The organism is Patescibacteria group bacterium, from assembly GCA_035529375.1.
Classification (GTDB): Bacteria; Patescibacteriota; Microgenomatia; order PFEM01; family JAHIFH01; genus DATKWU01.
On record DATKWU010000001.1, the window covers coordinates 1 to 18,722 of the forward strand.

Sequence of the window (18,722 nt, forward strand, 5' to 3'; positions counted from 1 at the left end):
AGATTTATCTCTACGAATTGCGTAAGCAATTAGCCCGGGTCGCCGGCTTTTTTTATTGTCGGTTGCCGGCAGTTATCCTGCCTCGACTTAAATACCTCTCAAGTGATTTTAATTTACCCTGCTCCTCAATCATCAGCGCTAAATCCTCTAAGAAATAATCAACATAATTTCTCTTTTTTCCTTTGTAGTCAGCCCAACCAAATCCGTACGGCCTTAAGTACCATAGTTTGATTATTTTGTCTTTTGGAGCGTTCGCCATCTTCTCTAGTCTCTAAAATGGAGTCGGTTCTTCTCTCTCGCTTTCACTCTTAATTTCTTCTTCTTCTTCTTCAACTGCCTCTGGTCCCCTAGCGTCAAAGCTCTTAGCCATGTCCTCAAGGAATATCAATTTTTCTGGATCGTCCTCGGGCCAGAGACTCCTCAAGACGGGAACAAAGTAGTCCCCTTTTTCTCCACTCACCATTTTTGTTTCAATTTTACACCTGAAGGAGTACATGGGCCTCTTGCCAGATATCACCGAGGAAAACAGCTTAGAGAGCGCAAAGAGCGACGAGGCTTTAAAAGTCATCCCAAATAAGGAAATATCATCAACCAAGCACCCCAGGACTTTGTACTGGTCCTTCTCGCCTTCTTTTGGCTTCCTTTTATCAATATACTTCGATTTCGCCGCAAATAAGAAATAACACTCAAAACTATCATAAATCTTAAACTGGCCGGTATGAAAGAATTGACCGACTTCAGCTTGTTTGCCTTCCTTGTCTTTGAAGTCATCAGGGTCGCTCAGTGCTTGAGTTAATAATATCTGAGGCGGCCTAATATCGGCTGGGTCCACGCCTTTAATTCCAACACCAGCATTTTCAGCCAGCCGGTCAGGGCCATATTTCACTATCGCTTTTTCTTCTGGTTCCTTTTTACTCATGATTTCACCCCCTTAATTTTTTTCTTCTCCAACTCCTTTATTTCTTTAGGAGTCACTTTTTCAGAGGTAATTTGTTCAATTACTCCCTTGTTTATAATCAATTTTCTGTCTCCAAAAGTGGCTTCAATAAAAGCGTCTGCCTTTAACAGCCTTGTTCTTATTGTGACGTAAGACTCTTTAACTAGGTACGGTTTATCTTCCGTTGCCAATTTAATCAATGCCATGTTCGTTTTCACCCCCTCTCACTCAATCATTTTATACTCAATTTTTATCGGCCGGGTTGACGCCTTTTCAATCGCGTTTTCGACCCTTCTCAACTCGTTCATGTGCTTTTTTAACACCACGCAGTTTGTCAAGACCGCAATAATGAAGGTTATAATTAAAGTCGCCATCAATTTTTCAAATCTTGTCATAAGTCCTTTTTTATCGTTTTTTTAAGATCTCTCCAATACATTAAATCACCCTTCATATATGAGGTATCTTGTCTCTCAAGTGCGTACTTAATCTTCTCTTTTACCAGTTCTAACAGAATCTCCAAGTACTCTTTTTTAGTCATTTTTTCCTTGTAAAAGCTCTCAGCTCTTTTTTCATTATTTCTGTTAAAGCCCCCTTATCTACCAAGATAAATACAATTTCTGAGGGCCTTTGACCGGTCTTTATTCTTATTAATTTTTGTATACATTCTCCGCAAACTAAAAACTTTCGCCTTGGTCCTGTTTTCTGCCCGCAACCCTGGCAAAAAAAATTCCGTTCATCATCATCCTTAATTGGAAAGAGCGGTCCTAGTTGATCTCCTTCATCAGCATATTCCCAGTGAAAATTCCCTCCCCTTTTCCCTCTCCCCGACAAACATCTCCAAATACCAGTTCTATGAACCCCTGTCAACTCTGCCGCTTCCTTTATTGAGCCAAAGGTCGAAATAAGTTTTCCCTCAAGAGTTAGCTGATTTACTATCCTTTTCCTTCTGACCATTTTTTCTTCTCAAGGAATCAACAACCTCTGGAAAGGATAAATTTTATTAGGATCCTGAATTTTCTTTTTATTCGCTTCATAGATTTTTTTCCAATAAATGCCATTTTCGTAAAACCTAGTGGCGATTTTCCAAAGACTGTCACCTGGTCTAACAAAATAAGTCTGAGGAATAATAAGCGGGGGTTCTGGCTCTGCCGGCGTCTCGGCCATGTATGTTATAGGATTAGCCCATCCCCTCATCTCTGGAAGGCTATCTTCTGGTCGCTTGGTCCCGAAATGGAGATGAGGTCCAGTCGCCCAACCGGTGCGCCCTGAATGACCTATCATTTCGCCTCGTTTGACTACCTGACCCAACGTGGCACTCAATAACCTCAAGTGCCAGTATTGAGACAATCCCCAATCATGACCTATATTTATTCCTATTCCGTCTGAGTCAGGGATATTGTCAGCGTAAGTTATTTTCCCATCATCGCAGGCCAAAATCGGGGTTCCTTCCGGCATGGCAAAGTCCAGGCCGTTGTGAGGATAGCCAGCTCTTTTAAGATACCACTCTGGCGCGTCCCCAAATTTTAAGGTCATCGGAAATTCACCGGCAAATGGTTTTCTAATTTTTGGTGTCATTTTTTAACTATCCTTGTACTAATCACTTTAACGTCCTTCTTTTCAATCATCTTTTTGTAGAATTTTACTGCTTCCTCAATGGTAACGTAGGGTATGAGGGTAGTGTCAAACTTCTTATAAGCTACGCTTCTTGCTTGATCATCTCGAAAAGCAACAATCGTTATAATCATCTAATTTTTGGTGTCATTTAAACCAACCCTCCATCCTTTTTTGAAAACACACAGTTAGTCACTATTTGATTTTCCCCTAATAAATATAAGTCTCCCTCAATAACCTTATCCTCTAACTTTACTGGAAGCTCAATCACGTTTCCCTTAATTACCTCCTGCCTGACCTTTTTCTTTAATGCCTGAATTGCTTGTTGGTGATCCCCCTCCAATCTTTTAAGCGACTTAATCAACTCCTCAACTGTATATAAACCTCCGGCAACGAGGTTTCCCTCCGCATCTTCTACTTCGAAGTAAAGATTAGTCCTCTTTTCAATTTCATCTACTAGCTCTTTAATTTCAAGTGTCATTTTCTTCCTTTAGAGTCAACTGATTACTGTATCTTGCGTTATAAATTGCCACCCATGTTTTAGCATTGATTTTAGTCGGAAATGATCTTGCCACCAGGAAGGGAGTTCCTTTTAGAAAAACCCCAAATTCATTAAACAGCCCATCTTTAGTATCTATAATCTCTCTAATGTCAACCTCGTATTTCATGTAATAAATCCTCTGTCATCCCCGCGCCTGCCCTACACGGGGATCTCAGAAAATTCACTCACCCTTTGGTTCTTCTTCTGCTTCTTCATCTTCAGGTTTCTTTTCATCTTCTGCCATGTTTTAATCTCACCCCCTAACTTTATACTTCAAAGTAGTGAAAACCACTCCTTCTTTCCCAAACCCAAAGCTCCTTTTTACAGTTGGCCGGGACTGGAATTTCAGCTAGATCTTTTTTTACTTTGTTATACGTGGGGATTTTACCATGAGGACAAACTTTAACTTGGACCAAAACAAATCTAGTGGCGTCAACGGCCATTAAATCAAAAGGGCCACCGGACTTGGCGGATCTGATCGCTAAATAACCCCACCCCTCGAGCGTTTTCTTAGCTTTTTGTTCAGCCCGATAACCCACTTTGTATAATGCTAAACTCATTTTCCCATCAACTCAGCGCAGACTTCCCAGCGCCAAACGTCGCACCTCATTTTTTCAATATTAGAAAGCCTTTTATTAATAATCCAGAAGAAAATAGCAAGGATAAAGAGGATTATAAAGAACGACTTTATAGTGTTTTTATCCTTCATTACGTCCTATTGTCTCACAACTCGGTATTTCTTGTCAATAGGCAATTTAGCCTCAATTTTATCGGCTCGCGAGTTTCTTTTTACCAAAAAGAAACAAAAATAAGGTTTCTTCTCTTGCTCTCTGTCTCCTCATTGTATCACACGATCAAGACCTTCCGCTTCGCTTCAGCGAGAAATGATTACATTTATCTTGACTCCGTGTGTCCAGCTTCAGAGATGGTGAGAGCTTCGCTGAGAAAGCTCAAGCCCTAGTATTTACACTCTCAGCAGAAAGGAACTATCATGCCTAGACTTCAGACGTCTTTCATCGCCGGCATGGATTTCACCATGAAAGGCGATATTCGCGCTCATATTGTCTTGCGCAAAGAGATGGCCATTAAAATAATTCGGCTATCCCATAGTCTCGAAAAGCCCATGTCTTACATCGTGACAAAGGCTTTGACTTACTACCTCAAGGAATTTGAGGTTGGCGATTCTAAACGCCAGCAAGTCCTTATCTAGATGATAGGCTTAAAAGGCCCGGTCCGAAAGGATCGGGCTTTTTTTTAGTCGCAATTCTCAATTTAGGTCCTTCATAAACTCTTTTACCCGTTCTGCCTCTCGGTCAAAATTAACCATCTCAAGATATTTCTTCCGACAATTTTCACTCATTTCCTTTAATCTCTCCGGTTCCGAGAATTCCCTAATTCGAGCCACGTTCTCCTCGACCGACCTTCCATCCAAATCAAGACAAGTAACCCCGTCCTCAAGCAACGGATAAGCCAGCTTCCCTTCATAGAAACTCTTGACCGTAATCACCGGCCGACCCACCGCAAAGGCATTATGAATAATATGGCCGAAGCCCTCCCCGTGCTGTTTAATATGCCAAATAAACTGAGTTGATCTCATAGACTCAGCCAAAGCCGAAACTGGAGTAATAAAACCATCATCTCCATTTAATCCATGCATTTTCCAGTCAAAATCGGGCATGAGAACCTTGTATTGGTGCCAAATCGGATAATAAAGCGTTTCGTTAAAACAATTCAGATATTGCCGGATCCTCTTAATTTTCGAAGGAGGCTGAGGATAGAAAAGATGGTCCGGAAACTCTTGGGGCCAAACCACTCTTTTGACTTCGGCCGGAGCTGGATATAATCCGGTCGTATCAATAAAATTCGGAATAATGGACCAATCAACCGGAGTTCCTGAATTGCCCTCTAAAACTACAAATTTTGCCTTCGGTTTATGATCCTTTTGGAGAACATAGAAAGTAGATCTATGTTGATAAACCGTTGTTAAAATTATGTCTATATCCGTCTTTTGAAACTGCTCAAAGGTCAAACATTTATGATCTATTTCCTCGGACTTATCCCTCCAATAATAATACCCGTCCGGTCTTAATTCGCAATTCACCGGGTCCAAATACTGCCTATGAGTCGGTGGGTTATCCGAATATCTCCAAATCCCTTTTTCAGCCCACTCAAGACCAATCGGCCGGAACAATTCCCAGCCAAACCTCTCGACAAAGAGGATATGGAGAGCATGATACAAACCCCCGTGATGGTAGTCAGCAAAGACTTTCATTTATCTTATAGTTTTTCCCCGATCGAGAAATTTAGGCACAAGATCGATCTTTTTTAGCCTTAAAATTTACCCGAGTTCAAAGTCTAAAAACATATCCTATAATCCTTCCCCTTCCAAGTGAGCCTTTCTTATTTTCTCAACGTCTTTTGTTATCTCAGCTTGAATCTCATCACCATAAAAATCCTTCTCTGGCTTCCAATGCCTATACTCAGGGTTTTCCTTCATAAAGGTTGAATTTTTCATCAAAATATTATCCATTTTGACATATTGAACAATTCCTTTAAGTCGCTCCGCTATTACGTGGCAACAACTATCGTGGGCCATGTGGGCGGCAAAATGGCCAATCGTCTTATACCACCTTCGAGTGATCATCGGGTAAATATCGCCTATCATTTTGCTCGGATTAACAAAAAAGACCACAAATTGATCTGCCATCACTCCTTTAGCATAGACCGTTTTTTCCCAACCATCAGTCAAAATCCTAGCTTCATCAGTCCAGTACCAAATTAGTTTACCCTTTGAAAATTCAGCAAGAACATCCGCGTATTTAGCCAGCTCAGATCCACGCTTTGAGCCGTCCATTCTGATAATTCTGAGAGGTAAAAGAGCCTTATAAATCTTAATTGCTTCCATCGTTTCATCATCCCCATAATCCACTTTCACTAAAACTTCAAGCCGGCTTTTATCTCTTGTTTTATCAACTAGCGACTGTAATGAGCCTCGGACAATAAAATCACGCTCCGGCCCAACCGGAATTATAATCGAAATAATTGGTTCAGGGGAGACTTTCATCTAGTTTTTCCTCTAACTTTTCCAAATCACCTTTTTTATACTCTGCTTGATCTCCGTCTGGAAATTCAGTCATATAGTCAAAAGCCTTTAAACCGGTAGAAGTCATGAGCAAATTCCAAAGCCTAACATCTGACTTAAATTCAAGACACTCATAAGCACCGCTGACCTGCGCCTTCCACCACTTTTTATCTGGCCAAATAATGTTAAAACTGAGTAAATTCCAAACATTGACTCCGGCAACAATACGTTCGCCATTTAAGAACCAATCCCCATCCCAAATAAGCTCAAATTTATGTCTGCCTCCATGAGAGACGCCAAAATAGGCGTCAGCTTCTTCTCTCACAATCTTTTGACCAATAGACGGCCAAAGCCTTTTAATCCAAACCCCGCGTTTGTAGTCCCCCAAATGCGATGGCACTTCCCCTAAAATCTCGACCTTTTGCTTTGTTATTTTATTGACAACCTCTTTTGCTTCACCACCACAAGCCTCTAATTCGCCTTCTGCCGGCGCTTCGCCAATTATCATAGGGGATAGCTTCTGAAGGCAGTCAAAAACGCCCTCTACGTCCTCTGCCGGGTAATGATGTAAAATAGACAAGGCCAAGATAACATCAAAACAGTCAACATACCCAACCCATTTCTCTAAATCTTCGTGGCTCAACCTATGCTGACAGACCACCACGTTATAAATCCCTTCCTTCTGAAAAATTCTTTTTTGGATCTCACACATCACAGGATCGCTTTCGAAAGAAATCACTAAACTATCAGGGTATTCTCTTGCTATCTTATGAGCAAAATAACCCTCCGCGGAGCCTAAATCTATCACAACGTCATGGGACCCAATATGCTTTTTCATCAAGTCCCATCTCTTTTTACAATCTCTTTTACCTTTAGCCACTAGCTTGCCATCAATCTCAATATCTTGATAAAGCTCTGGTAATTTTTTAATCAGTTTTTTTAGCATTTAACTTAGTCAAAATACTTAGACCCCCCTTAAACTCATGGTGGACCACGCTATACATTCCCAGGTTTTCTCCTATAAATTCATCTACGCCAACCCGACAACCTACCGCATGACCGACCTTGTGAAAGGTATCGTGTAAAGCAATTTTGCCCCCTACTTTTACCCACTTTCCCCACTCCTCAAGCTCTTTTTTAGTATGTTCTCGCTCATGGGAGGTATCAATAAAAAGGAAATCAATTCCCTCATTCCACATCATCGCGATCGCCACATCATCGCCTTGGATAAAGTGACGTCTAGGCTCTGGTTCTAAAATACCTTCTCCTCCCGGGAAAAGCCGAAGATGAGCATCAGCAACCTTATCAATACTAAAAAGGTGGCCCTCGGTGGCATTAACTCCCGCGCAAAGGGCAAAGGTAGACTGCCCCGCTCCAAGCTCAACCACAACCTTAGCTTTTAATTCAAGAACAAGATTGTAGAGGGTAAGCAAATGCTCGTTAATATCAGTTTCTCTTTTTGAGAGCATAACTATATAGTCGCGGTTTAACATTTTATTTTAATCTTATAGTTTTTTCGACTTTTTCGGGTTTAGCCTCATTTCGGGTCCCGGCCGACAAGACGTCTCACTAGCCTATAATTTCTCACTACTCTAAAAATTTCCCAAAAGATGATAACAGTTGCTCAACTCGGTAAGAAAGCGCCATAAACTTTGGATCCTGGGGAACCTTTGCCATCCGGTTATAAAAATTCCAGACTAAAAAGTTAGCTGGTTCGTGGAAGTCCTTAATCTCGTTGTCCATCGCTCTAAAATAATTCCAAGTCAAACTGGTCATGTGATACCAGTCACGACCTTCCTTTAGTCCCAAGTCCTCAAGAAAGCCAATTTTAGCCGTTTCCTCGAGTTGTTTAGTGACTTTTGAGAAGTGGTCCCAATCTTTTTCACCCGTTCCAAAATCGCGGTTAGTTTTAAGAACCAGCTCCTTTTTAGCAAAAATACAGCAAGGATGAAGTCGAATACCCTGGCGGGTCCCGATAACATCAAACTTCTTCATCGCCTCAAAAACTCGGTCAAAGAAATACTGATCTTTTACAATAAAGTCTTGCTCGGTGAACCAAATCCAATCACTTTTAGCTTGATTAAGAGCTGTGTTAACCGCGTCCTCACGCCAATGTTCAGTATGGGTGTCAGAAATTAAGAAAGTGGTCTCCAAAAAATTCTCTTTTAGGAAAAGAGAGAAATCAAGACTACCATGAGGGTAAAAGACGACAATAACCTCATTAAACAGCTTCCGATACTGCTTAATAAACCATCGCCAAAGCGGGTAATCTAGCCCACTAGGCCAAGTTACTATAATATCAGGCTTCATAATTTTAACTCCTCAACAATTTACTCAGTTGGCTCCTCAGTCGGAGGCTTAACCTCTGACTCAAGCTCCTCTTTTTTTTCCCCATCCTCTCCCGCCGGCTCTGGTACTGGCGCGGTTGGAGCTGGCTCTGCCGGTACTGGCTCTGCCGGTACTGGCGCCGTAGCTTCTAACTCAGCTACCTTCTCCACCAACGCTTCCAAAGTGTCAAAATCAAAGTATGACACATGAGGTCCATCAGCCCTAATCAACTTAAATTTCAAACTAGCCAAATTCTTCACCCCCTTCCTTAGTTTATTTTAACATACTAATAATACAGATTGTCTTAATTCCTCCTGAAAGCTCATTAGTCGCCTTATCCGCTTCATCCTGAGACACTTCTTGCCAACTATCCGGATCCGACAAGGTAGCCGTTGATAAAAATTTCTTCTCAAACTTAAAGCCTCTCGCCATCTTTTCCATCTCTTTTACCATTGTCCGGTCAATATTATTATACTTCGCCTTAATCAAAATTGCTTCCCCGTAAGGAAAACTCAAAAAGACACCTTTTTCTGCCAGTCCTATCATTTTCTTAACCGCAAGAAGCTCCATTTCCCGACAGTCCCTCATCGCAATCGGAGTAACTCCAATATGCTCAAGAGTCGAAACGCAGACCACAAAATCATACTGAGGAAGGTCAAAAAACAGAAAATCCTCTACATACTGATTTTTGACCATTTTTCCAAGCGCTTCTCTCTGAACAAGATCAATCGTATCAAGATAATGGGTATAATCAGAACATATTTTAGTTGACCCCTCACTCCACGGCCCTATATCTAAAATCGAATCTCTAGTAACTCGACAATTCTTTAAAAATCGCTCTAATTCAAGCAATTCTGGATCACGCTCGTTGCCAAAAATCTTCCTATCAGACATCTAAAAACTCCTTCCACTCCTTTTTAATCTTCTCTTTAGCGAAAAATTTGATCGCCGTCCGGCGACCGGCCTCACCAATTTTTTGAGCAAGGGCATAATCATTAAATAAAACATCAATATATTTTCGCAATTCTTCCAAGTCATCAGAAAAAAAGCCATTTTCACCATTTTTAATAATATCCGGAATTTCGTAAGTGTCTTGACCGCGCTCAAAAGGCGAACTGCCTAATTCAGGTCCGAGAGCCACGATCGGAATACCAGTCATCAAAGCCTCAATAAAATTTAATGTATAAGAAGCTGGAAAAGTACCAGTGTAAAAATAGGCACGAAAGTTCTGTAAGACGCGTTTTAAGGCACTATAATCGAATAAGGCGGTTGATATGTCCTTTGTCCCCTCATTTCCCGGTCCTACTAGCAACCGGGGGACTCCCCGTGTTACTTTTTCAAAGACTTCATATCCGCAGAAGTCTTTTCGACTTTTCATTGATTGACCAATGGTTAAAACCCTCTTTTCTTGACCCGTCCAGTCCTTAAATTCATCAGGATCCTTGTAAAAACGAATCATGGCGTCTTCGCCAACAAAACCAGGAATAGTTTTTTCTCGGGGAGAATAACGGACTACCTCTAACCCATCTCGCCGAAGGGGTTTTAACATTTCTTCAACGTTTAAAGTTGACTGGCCGATTGAGCGATAAATCACCCGTTTATGCCTCAGCTTCCCCCAATTTTTCGTGAGCCAATCAACAATGTGCATACAAATAATAACGTCAGCCCACTCAATCATATCCTTATGAAGATCATCTTTTGAGTGGGTAATCGAAAGATTATAAAGGTCTTGATGAAATTTAGCCTCGATTGACGGGCGTTTTGGATCGCCCGGCTTCAAGGGATTAGTATAAGCTCCGTGAGAAAAAACATCAATTCCAAGCTCAGTAAAAAGCTTCACTTCATCATACTCTAGGACCGAATGACAACTAAGATACAAAAGTTTCATTTTTTCCTCGCTTCTCCTGCCAACCGATAAACCCCATTCTTGCTAATCGTTCAGCTTCGTCTAAACAGCCCCCAACTTCTGCCAAATCTTCTCGAGATAAACCCCGTTCTTGAAGCCAGGCAGTCAGTTTATCCTCTTTTTCTCTTTCCCTCATTTTATCCAAAGAGACTGCCGGTACTCCAAAACCATCTCCAATCCCTTTTTCCTTAAAAACTCTTTTGAAAAACGGGTTTTCCCACCATTAGGGTGTCCGCTATCATCTAAGAGAACGACTGCCTTTTTTGATAGCTTGGGCCACGCGGCCTTTAATTCTTTTAGTTGATGAGACTGAGCAGGTAAGGGGTCTTTATCTAACTCTAACGGGCAATCAAAAGAGTCTAAATAAAGAAGATCAATCGGGAAATTAAACTTTGTTAAAAATTCGATTGAGTCGCTAACAAAATAATTAATATCCCCAGCAAATCGTTTCGTCACTTGCTTAGCAACCTCAATCGCCTCCGGTTCTATGTCCACAGTCCAAAGGTGTTTATTATACTTTTTACAAAAATCTCCGAGGATCAAGGTGGACATACCACCACCCCAATCATTTTTTTGGCGGATCGTCCCGGTTTCGACTATGTTTTTTCCTCCGCGTTGAAGAAAAAGATTTAACGCGGCCTTCCAGGTCCAATAACGCTTAATGGCCTTTTTGTGATACTTCTTAAAAAACCAGTCCTTATTAAAATCTAGGAAGTTTTCCATCTCTTTTTATAAATTTCTTCAAGACGTTCAACGACAGTCTGAGTGGAAATGCCCCAATTCCAGTTCTTACGAATATACTCAGATGAAATTAAGGCTTCTTTTTTCAGCTTATCTTTGTTTTCAAAAGCATACCTCATTAGCTTGCGCAAGTGAGAGACTGACGGGTTAAACCAGTTAAACCCCGGGTAGTAAATAGAGTCGCCTTTATCATATTTTGCGAGCTTGCCCTCCAAAGGAAGAACCCCGGGTAATGGTTTACCATCTTTTTTCAGAAATTCCATGTGAGACGAATGATCGGAAGCAATAACCGGCAATCCGCAAGCCAAAGCCTCGATCGGAGGCAAACCAAAGCCTTCACCTCTGGTTGGCCAAACAAAACAGTCTGCCATCCGGTAAATACGACCCAATTCGTATTTTTGAAGCTCAATATCATAAAGATAAACCTTGGCCGCGCCCTTGCGATTATAAACCAGATCCAACTCGTCTTTAATCTTGTGACCAAAATAAGAAGGCAAGGCTTTTAAGATAAAGGAAACGTCCTCATCTTCTGAAAATTCCTTGCGAAAAGCCTCAAAAAGAACATCCACTCCCTTCCTTCTCCCCCAAGCAAAATTAGACATAAATTTGAAAGACTCTTTCGGAGGATTAGCAAAGGGAGAGATCCCGGGATGGAAATAATTAGGATCCACGCCTTCATAAATCACATAGACCGGTTTTTTGACACCGGAGGAAACAAAAGATTTTTTAACAAACTCCGAAGTAACCCAAACTTCGTCCATCTCATTAAAACACTCTACCCACTCATGGGGAATACCATCAACCTCGGTGGTAGAGAAAGCGATCTTGTAATCACCAGAATTTTTGAAGTTATTAGTCCCATGGCAAAGAGTTATCTGAGGAAGCCTCATGGACCCGTAGCGGGTCTTAAAATCATCTATAAAAGCACAACCCGACTCACCCTCATCTTCATTAGTCCCGCCAATAAAGTGATAATAAACTTGAATTCCCGCCTCAAAGAGTTCTTTACAAAAATTATAGGCATGAATATTATACCCGCCAGCCTGGCTAATAATTGTCTGAACCACAACCGGAAATCGTTGTTTTCGCTCAATTTTATCCTTCCACTTCTTATCAAACTCCTCCAAGCCTTTAGTAACCACCTTCTTAAACTTCTCTTTACCCATCTCAGGATTATAGGCATAAGGATAAAGACAATGGACTTTAGGAGTAACAAAGCACTTCACCCCTAGCTCTTTGGCCCGCATGACAAATTCGCCGTGTTCAACAATATTATCTCCAAAAGAAGGTGGTGGCTTCAATTTCTTATAAAGATGATCAGGTATAAGAAAGGCAAAAAGAGGAATAAAACCCACCTCACGGGTTTCAGGATATTGTCCAATCCAAAGCTCGTTACCCGCCCAAGGCATAGGCAAATGAGTGAAAGGAAGGAAATCACCACCATGAAAGAAAATCTGTTTATCAGGAGAAAAGATAACCGGAGCCAATAAAAAATCTTCCGGCAAATTCTCGGCTTCCTTAGCTAAAGAGGACGCAAAATCCTTCCCTGCCTTCTGAATTGCCGGGTGCTTAATCAGCCAATGCTTATTATTTACTCTCAGATGAGTTTTAGACAGAGCTTCCATAAAAGTCGGCTAACCTTATTGAGGAGAAGGAAGAACCTGGGCGGCGACTGCTTCGCCAGCGTCCGAATCATAGTTATCCTCTATATACTTTCGCATATAGCGGTTGAATCCGGACTCACCTAAACCCTTGGCGTAGGTGTTCCACCAGTTCTTGTCGCTTCCAGTGATCATCCCAAACCGCCACTTGGAAACTCCATCGGTTAAAACCCCTCTAACCGCTGTCTGCTTGTCGGACTTAGGATTGTGAGGCACAATTCTAGCCCGGACGTAGTTAATACCACGCCAAAACGAATAGGTGAGAGTCCCACCTAAAGTTTTCCTCGCGTCAAGCGCGAAACAGGGACCAGTAACACGGGTCATGCTTTAGCTGTCCTTTCTCCCCGAATAGTAAATAAATTGATCGGTGGGTTACGGGGGTCCACCGTTCATCATGAGTATAAACTATAAGTCAAATCATTGTCAATCAGTAATTTAGCTCCAATACCCGACCAAATAAAAATAAATATCAGCCGCAACCTCAGCATAAATATCAATCTTTTTATTCGCGTCAGCTTTAACATGAACCGAAACAAAATCACCACCCCCTGCCTCTGCTTCCTGAAGCTGAAAAAGACGAGCCAAAGCCGAGCTAGTGTTCCTAACGCCAGCATTTAACTCAGCATTAGTATCTGTATTTTTCATCACAATCTCGCAAACCGCACTAGCCGGAATTCCAAAAGCAGCCAAGTCTTTTTCTTCCCAACCACCATCTCCTACCGCCTGAAAACTAGCATATAACTCGGTATAAGTCAGTTTGGCCGGAAAAGTAAGCACGTCACTACCCCCAACATTATGAGTAGGTGCGTGTAAAACTGGTTTTGATGGTTCTGCTCCTGACATTTAAATTATATTAGTGTCCACAAGGCTATTAGCGCCTTGAACTCGAACCGAGGCTGTCTGCCAGCCCCTAATTATATTTCCCTGAATCAAATTATAATTGCAGGCGGCATTATTTTCATTAATCCCATATTTAGCCTTATTCGCCGCCACCTCATAGATGACATTTCCAGAAATAACACACCTTAAACAAGTCCCATCCAGCCTAACACCATCATAAGTATTATCCGTAGCCACACTATTATCCTTCAAGAAATTTCCTTTGACAATACAATCAGTACTGCCCCAAATATTAATTGCCCCCCATTGACTAGCTTCAAATTCGTTGCCAATAATTATACATCTAGACGAACTCATTACAGAAATACCCTGATTCAACGTCGTCCCATAATTCCCAATTACCCGACAATCAGTTGATTCATAGATGTTAATCCCAATCTCGTTGTCTCCACCAATCTCGTTGTCTGAAATAACCACTCTACTACACCCATTTAGCCAAATATCATTATAATAATGTTCAAGGACTACGTTACCAATAATCTGACCTCGAGAGCAACCTGAACAAAAAATGTTGGCAGAAGAAAAACCAACTGGCCCCGGGTTCCTAATATAATTGCCAAGAAGCAAAAAATTGTTTGAATTATAGAGCCAAACACCAATATGCGAAGCCGTCGCAATCACGTTAAAAGCAAAAACAAAGTTGTGGCAATAATTGACGTTCACTCCACCGGCGTCTGAGTCAAAGAGACAGTTAATAATCGTTAAATAGCTTGAATCCTGATCAGAGTCAACAGAAAAGTCTCTTGTCTCGACTACATGGCACCCATCAATAACAACCCTTGACACTTGACCTAAAATCTTAATTCCAATTCCGTTTGAGGCTTGATTATCTTCATTCCCGTCAATTTTTAGGTCCCTAATAACAATGTTTGAATAAGGATCAACCCCGTCTCCAAGAGTGATCGCGTTAATATCCGCCCCATCACCTATTTTGATAATCGTCGCGTCTCCTTGACCAGCAAGCGTGACGTTCGATTTAGCAATCGTAATCGTTGAAGTAAGGGTATAGGTGCCTTCCTTAACAAAAACCAATCCTCCGCCGGCTGGCAAGGCGTCAAGAGCCGACTGAATATCGGTATAGTCCCCGGATCCATCGGCGGCCACTATTTTAGTCGCAATATATTTATCTTCCATTTCAAAAGCTAAATTCTCCTTTAAGTACCACCTGAGAAATCTATTATAGCCAGAGGCTTTAACAGGATATCTCCACTTATTATACACATCCTTGGTCGCTTGGTCCATCCCCTGCCACGTATGGACACCCTCAGCGAATACTTGCTTGTAGGCGTACTGAATCGCCGTATTCGGTTGAACCGAAATCGGCGGCCTCATAGCTGACCAAATGACTCCGTGCCACGTTCGCCTTCGCTGATAACACCACCCTTTAATTGAATAATAAACAGAGTGAGTTAAGTGCTTCGGCAACAACCCAACCGGGTAAGGGATAGGAACGATCCCATGTTTAGCATAAAAACTTCTCCCTAGCCAACCCTGAGCAGTCATTGAATAGGCTGGACCGCGAATTTTTACCATCGAATTTTTTATTCAACCTCATCATAACTAACTGAGACAAAAGTTCCTTCTCCACAAGTCAACTCAATCGCCTCAGCAACCGCACCCTCGCCACAAATGACGTTTCCTGCTTGAGCTTGTTTCTTCGCAGTGTACAGCTTAAAAAAGATATTGCCACTATCAGCGAATTTGAGAGTGACATCAGTTACTTCATCTTTAGTCGAAACATAAACCTGAACAACCTTTATCTTTTTTCCAGCAGTCGGAGTAATTATTACTTGATCCTCTTGCGCGGCGGCAAAATCTTCTCCAAAACAATAATCAGACGAATGACTCTTAGTTTCGAGCCAACCTTCAGGAGTAACTCTGGCTATAAAGTCCCCAAAAAAAATTCGGACATCAGTTAAAGACGGCATTATACCTCCTTTCGAAATAAAATAATGATAACCGGTGCCAACATACTTAATTATTCCAGCATAATTATCCCAAACACCCTTCGCAATCGAGCCTAAAGACTGCCATTGAGCTACTAGCCCCCCTATCTCAGCCCTCTGCTCTTGTTGTTTAGGCGAAGGAGTAAAAGGTTCTCTACTCCCGGGTTTTTTGTATTTAGTGACTAAATTCAGCCCCTTTTTCCTCTGAAAAGTCAGCAACTTTTTAAGAGTTTTGACGGCCGAAAGTGAAAAACAAGGTCCAGTTACTTTTGGCATACTCTACAATCATAGCAAATTATAAAAGGGCTGTCTAAAACCAGACAATAATTCCATTTAAGTAAATTGTCTCCACAAACCATCAAAATAATCTCTATAAGGCTTAATCTCATCAACACTCTCAACGATAATCGAGGCTTCTTGATTGCGAGAAAAGGCCCCTTTTGAGAAATTATGAGAGCCTAAAACAAGGATTCTACCATCTATAATCAGCATTTTCGCATGGGTAATCACTCCCACCTGCCCGAATTTAATCTCGGCACCATGCATTTGAAGATGGGAGGCGGTTTTGGCGTTAATCTTAGTGATCGCGTGACCCATGCTTTCGGTATTAAGCAACACCCGCACCTTAACCCTTCGTCTAAGCGCCCCTAACACCGCCAAATTGAGTTTTTGGACGCCACCGGCAGACTCATGGCCATACCACTTCCATTGATACATCACAATATCAATCGTGGTCGAAGCCGCGTTGATCAAAGGAATTACCCTTTCAGGAAATTGTTGAGCTATCGCAGACTGAATTTTTGCCATATTGGCCAAAGTTTAAGAAATAATGCTTTCACTTCAGGATAACATACTTCGCAAACAGGAAGCGATTTTTCCTTTTTTAGCTTCACTATCCACTTTTTGCTCAAGGGAGCCTTACACTTCCGGCAAAAAGGGTATTTATAAAGCTCCTCAGTCGCCTCTTTAGTTGATACCATTTTTAAGTCGCGTTGTGATCTTTTATTGTGCCAGCTCCATCGTCTCTAATTCCTCCAAGACCATTATCAGTTAAAACATTCCCGACCACCACGTTTTTATCGCAACCGACATTAGAAATCCAAACTCCGTAGCCATCGCAATTAGTAATCACATTAGCAACAATATCATTTTTATCGGAATCTTCAAGATAAATACCGCTTTGATCAAAATTGTCAAAATTATTTCCAGAAATTGTACAACGCACGCAATAGGATAAATAAATACCATAGGAAGTAAGAGCGATCCCGTCAATCCGATTATCAACAATAATAGCTCTAGTCAGGCCAGCAAAGTTAATGACGTAGCCTTTACAATTTATAAATTGGTTGCCTTCAATATGGAGATTAGTAATATTGTTCTCAAAGAAAATCGCGCCTTCATAATTAACATTCTGCCTCATGCTTTCAAAAACATTATTTCGGATAATTACGTGACTACCTCCGCCATGGACAAGACCATTGCGCTGAGAGTAGTAAAAATAATTTTCAAGAATCCACAACTTATTGACCGCATCAAGATAAATATAATTCGTCCCCGATAAAAAGCGGTTTCTTCTTACAAAAATACGGGAAGAATTAGTGGTAATTCCAATCCAGCCATTATTTAAAGTCGTGGTTGCGGCCGAGTGAGTAAATTTACAGCCCTCAATGGTCACGTTATCAACATAAGTAATCCAAATAAGACCATCCTCGTTCTCACCATCCTTAAAATTGATTTTCTCGAGAGTTATATTTCTCTTATAATTCCCAACACTACCAGCTATCAGTACTTGAGCGTCACTCTCTCCAAAATCTAAAATTACCGTGTCATCATCTTCTCCAATAAGCTGAATGTTTGAATACAAAATAAGGTCAGAAGTTATATCGTAAGTCCCCGCTTTAATAAAGACCTGCCCTCCCCCAAATAAATCCGCGTAATCTATCGCCTCTTGGATCGTTCTAAAATCACCCTCCCCACCTTCAGCTACAATCGCTTTAAAGACTCTCGCGGCCGGATTGACCTTGAAATTGTAAATCGAGTAATTTATATGATCTAGGAGAGGTTTAACGCGATGTTCCCAAAGAGACTCAGCCGTTTGACCATGAGCAGAAGGATCTAGATTATGAGTAAGAAGTTTTGCGTCAATTTTCTCTTGAATAGTCTCAAGATCATCAATCGTTCGCGCTAAAGTGTACCAAGTTACTGGATCAGCCATAGTTTTAGACTAAGTATAATACTTCAAAATAAGGGACCCGAAAACCGGGAGTAAAAAGCCAGCCAGTTTTTCGATAAAGATCATCATAACTCCATGTTTTACCAGCCTTAAACTGCCAGTCTTCCCTATACTTATCTCCATTTTGATCGGAAATAAGCAATCTGTCAAGGTCCACAATCGCGTCGTAGCCATCAAAATACCAAATTAGTCTGAGATGAAAATAAGGAAGCCCCACTACTCCAAATTGCTCAAAAACCGACACCCAATCAACGTTGCCAGCAGGAGCAGACCACTCATGAGTAATTTCCTTGTTTTGGCCATCAGCAAAATAATAGAGAGTGGCAATAAACTTAAAAGGCAGATCACCAGTTGGCGCGTTTTCTGTTTTAAGATAATTAAAAGCAATCGTCACCGGACCAACCAAATCTTTTTCATCCCTCCGGAGACGGACGTTTACTGATCCGCTCGGATTTTGGAGACGCATACCAAATAACTGATGAAAAGCATTAGGAGCGCCGGGTAAGGAAAGGCCAATTTTTCTTCGGTAAGAGTAGTCAGACGTGAATAACTGATAGCGATTTAGGGTCCCAAAAGCCGAGGCAGTCTCCCAAGCGTCTTTAGTTTCCTGATCTAATTCTTTCCAAGCGTCAGATATTTTGTATAAATAAGTCCGCTCTTTATTTTCCGCCTTGGCGCTCCTAGTCCCATGACTAAAGAAAGGCCCAAAAATAGGGTACTTTTGGTTATCATACCACCGCATAATTTTCTCAAGCAAAGGGAGCCAAGAAGGCGGGATCTCTAAATCTGGACTGAAATACTGGTCTATTAACGTCATCGTTCCCCTTTATTTAACA

The 18,722-nt window shown here is 41.4% G+C and carries 27 protein-coding genes; all 27 read right to left on the minus strand.

Annotation, left to right across the window (positions count from 1 at the left end; all coding sequences use genetic code 11):
- Nucleotides 1–271: 271 nt before the first annotated feature.
- The 27 genes from VMY36_00005 to VMY36_00135 all read right to left on the minus strand — a co-directional run bounded on the left by VMY36_00005 (nucleotide 272) and on the right by VMY36_00135 (nucleotide 18,703).
- Nucleotides 272–919, minus strand: coding sequence for a hypothetical protein (locus VMY36_00005; GenBank protein HUV42287.1), 648 nt, complete (start codon nucleotides 917–919; stop codon nucleotides 272–274).
- On the minus strand, nucleotides 916–1,143 hold the full coding sequence (locus VMY36_00010; GenBank protein ID HUV42288.1) for a hypothetical protein: 228 nt from the start codon (nucleotides 1,141–1,143) through the stop codon (nucleotides 916–918). Before VMY36_00010 ends, VMY36_00005 begins: the two co-directional genes overlap by 4 nt.
- A gap of 18 nt (nucleotides 1,144–1,161) precedes the next feature.
- Nucleotides 1,162–1,332 (minus strand): hypothetical protein, encoded by a 171-nt coding sequence (locus VMY36_00015; GenBank protein HUV42289.1) that lies wholly within the window; start codon nucleotides 1,330–1,332, stop codon nucleotides 1,162–1,164.
- A gap of 139 nt (nucleotides 1,333–1,471) precedes the next feature.
- Nucleotides 1,472–1,891, minus strand: coding sequence for an NUMOD1 domain-containing DNA-binding protein (locus tag VMY36_00020; GenBank protein HUV42290.1), 420 nt, complete (start codon nucleotides 1,889–1,891; stop codon nucleotides 1,472–1,474).
- Nucleotides 1,892–1,900: 9 nt separating this feature from the next.
- Entirely contained in the window at nucleotides 1,901–2,512 is a 612-nt protein-coding gene (locus tag VMY36_00025; protein ID HUV42291.1) for a peptidoglycan DD-metalloendopeptidase family protein, read from the minus strand.
- A complete protein-coding gene (locus VMY36_00030) occupies nucleotides 2,509–2,682 on the minus strand; it encodes a hypothetical protein (protein HUV42292.1) in 174 nt (57 codons plus the stop codon). Before VMY36_00030 ends, VMY36_00025 begins: the two co-directional genes overlap by 4 nt.
- A 17-nt stretch (nucleotides 2,683–2,699) precedes the next feature.
- Complete coding sequence (locus tag VMY36_00035) at nucleotides 2,700–3,029, minus strand: hypothetical protein (GenBank protein ID HUV42293.1); 330 nt, start codon at nucleotides 3,027–3,029, stop codon at nucleotides 2,700–2,702.
- A complete protein-coding gene (locus tag VMY36_00040; protein HUV42294.1) occupies nucleotides 3,019–3,216 on the minus strand; it encodes a hypothetical protein in 198 nt (65 codons plus the stop codon). The genes VMY36_00035 and VMY36_00040 overlap by 11 nt, the downstream gene beginning before the upstream one ends.
- Before the next feature lie 139 nt (nucleotides 3,217–3,355).
- Nucleotides 3,356–3,649, minus strand: a complete 294-nt coding sequence (locus VMY36_00045; protein HUV42295.1) for a hypothetical protein — start codon at nucleotides 3,647–3,649, stop codon at nucleotides 3,356–3,358.
- A 707-nt stretch (nucleotides 3,650–4,356) separates the two neighbouring features.
- Nucleotides 4,357–5,361: a hypothetical protein gene (locus tag VMY36_00050; protein HUV42296.1), complete on the minus strand. Its 1,005-nt coding sequence runs from the start codon at nucleotides 5,359–5,361 to the stop codon at nucleotides 4,357–4,359.
- A 96-nt stretch (nucleotides 5,362–5,457) separates the two neighbouring features.
- The gene (locus VMY36_00055; protein HUV42297.1) at nucleotides 5,458–6,153 is read right to left on the minus strand and encodes a hypothetical protein; all 696 of its coding nucleotides are present in this window, start codon (nucleotides 6,151–6,153) and stop codon (nucleotides 5,458–5,460) included.
- Nucleotides 6,137–7,117, minus strand: a complete 981-nt coding sequence (locus VMY36_00060; GenBank protein ID HUV42298.1) for a class I SAM-dependent methyltransferase — start codon at nucleotides 7,115–7,117, stop codon at nucleotides 6,137–6,139. Before VMY36_00060 ends, VMY36_00055 begins: the two co-directional genes overlap by 17 nt.
- On the minus strand, nucleotides 7,098–7,640 hold the full coding sequence (locus tag VMY36_00065) for a class I SAM-dependent methyltransferase (protein HUV42299.1): 543 nt from the start codon (nucleotides 7,638–7,640) through the stop codon (nucleotides 7,098–7,100). Before VMY36_00065 ends, VMY36_00060 begins: the two co-directional genes overlap by 20 nt.
- Nucleotides 7,641–7,758: 118 nt before the next feature.
- Nucleotides 7,759–8,481 (minus strand): hypothetical protein, encoded by a 723-nt coding sequence (locus VMY36_00070; protein HUV42300.1) that lies wholly within the window; start codon nucleotides 8,479–8,481, stop codon nucleotides 7,759–7,761.
- 20 nt (nucleotides 8,482–8,501) lie between these two features.
- Nucleotides 8,502–8,759: a hypothetical protein gene (locus VMY36_00075; GenBank protein HUV42301.1), complete on the minus strand. Its 258-nt coding sequence runs from the start codon at nucleotides 8,757–8,759 to the stop codon at nucleotides 8,502–8,504.
- Nucleotides 8,760–8,772: 13 nt separating this feature from the next.
- On the minus strand, nucleotides 8,773–9,393 hold the full coding sequence (locus VMY36_00080) for a hypothetical protein (GenBank protein HUV42302.1): 621 nt from the start codon (nucleotides 9,391–9,393) through the stop codon (nucleotides 8,773–8,775).
- Nucleotides 9,386–10,387, minus strand: coding sequence for a hypothetical protein (locus VMY36_00085; GenBank protein HUV42303.1), 1,002 nt, complete (start codon nucleotides 10,385–10,387; stop codon nucleotides 9,386–9,388). The genes VMY36_00080 and VMY36_00085 overlap by 8 nt, the downstream gene beginning before the upstream one ends.
- Nucleotides 10,368–10,541, minus strand: coding sequence for a hypothetical protein (locus VMY36_00090; GenBank protein ID HUV42304.1), 174 nt, complete (start codon nucleotides 10,539–10,541; stop codon nucleotides 10,368–10,370). Before VMY36_00090 ends, VMY36_00085 begins: the two co-directional genes overlap by 20 nt.
- Nucleotides 10,538–11,128, minus strand: coding sequence for a class I SAM-dependent methyltransferase (locus VMY36_00095; GenBank protein HUV42305.1), 591 nt, complete (start codon nucleotides 11,126–11,128; stop codon nucleotides 10,538–10,540). The genes VMY36_00090 and VMY36_00095 overlap by 4 nt, the downstream gene beginning before the upstream one ends.
- Entirely contained in the window at nucleotides 11,113–12,771 is a 1,659-nt protein-coding gene (locus VMY36_00100; GenBank protein HUV42306.1) for a glycosyltransferase, read from the minus strand. Before VMY36_00100 ends, VMY36_00095 begins: the two co-directional genes overlap by 16 nt.
- Before the next feature lie 15 nt (nucleotides 12,772–12,786).
- The gene (locus VMY36_00105) at nucleotides 12,787–13,131 is read right to left on the minus strand and encodes a hypothetical protein (GenBank protein ID HUV42307.1); all 345 of its coding nucleotides are present in this window, start codon (nucleotides 13,129–13,131) and stop codon (nucleotides 12,787–12,789) included.
- A 111-nt stretch (nucleotides 13,132–13,242) separates the two neighbouring features.
- Nucleotides 13,243–13,650, minus strand: coding sequence for a hypothetical protein (locus VMY36_00110; protein ID HUV42308.1), 408 nt, complete (start codon nucleotides 13,648–13,650; stop codon nucleotides 13,243–13,245).
- Nucleotides 13,651–15,240, minus strand: a complete 1,590-nt coding sequence (locus VMY36_00115) for a right-handed parallel beta-helix repeat-containing protein (GenBank protein HUV42309.1) — start codon at nucleotides 15,238–15,240, stop codon at nucleotides 13,651–13,653. It abuts the gene before it with no gap.
- Between the two features lie 8 nt (nucleotides 15,241–15,248).
- On the minus strand, nucleotides 15,249–15,929 hold the full coding sequence (locus VMY36_00120; GenBank protein HUV42310.1) for a hypothetical protein: 681 nt from the start codon (nucleotides 15,927–15,929) through the stop codon (nucleotides 15,249–15,251).
- Between the two features lie 57 nt (nucleotides 15,930–15,986).
- On the minus strand, nucleotides 15,987–16,460 hold the full coding sequence (locus tag VMY36_00125) for a phospholipase D-like domain-containing protein (protein HUV42311.1): 474 nt from the start codon (nucleotides 16,458–16,460) through the stop codon (nucleotides 15,987–15,989).
- Between the two features lie 175 nt (nucleotides 16,461–16,635).
- Entirely contained in the window at nucleotides 16,636–17,868 is a 1,233-nt protein-coding gene (locus VMY36_00130) for a right-handed parallel beta-helix repeat-containing protein (GenBank protein HUV42312.1), read from the minus strand.
- Nucleotides 17,869–17,872: 4 nt separating this feature from the next.
- Nucleotides 17,873–18,703 carry a hypothetical protein gene (locus tag VMY36_00135; protein HUV42313.1) on the minus strand — a complete coding sequence of 277 codons (831 nt, stop codon included), beginning with the start codon at nucleotides 18,701–18,703 and terminating at the stop codon, nucleotides 17,873–17,875.
- Nucleotides 18,704–18,722: the final 19 nt, after the last annotated feature.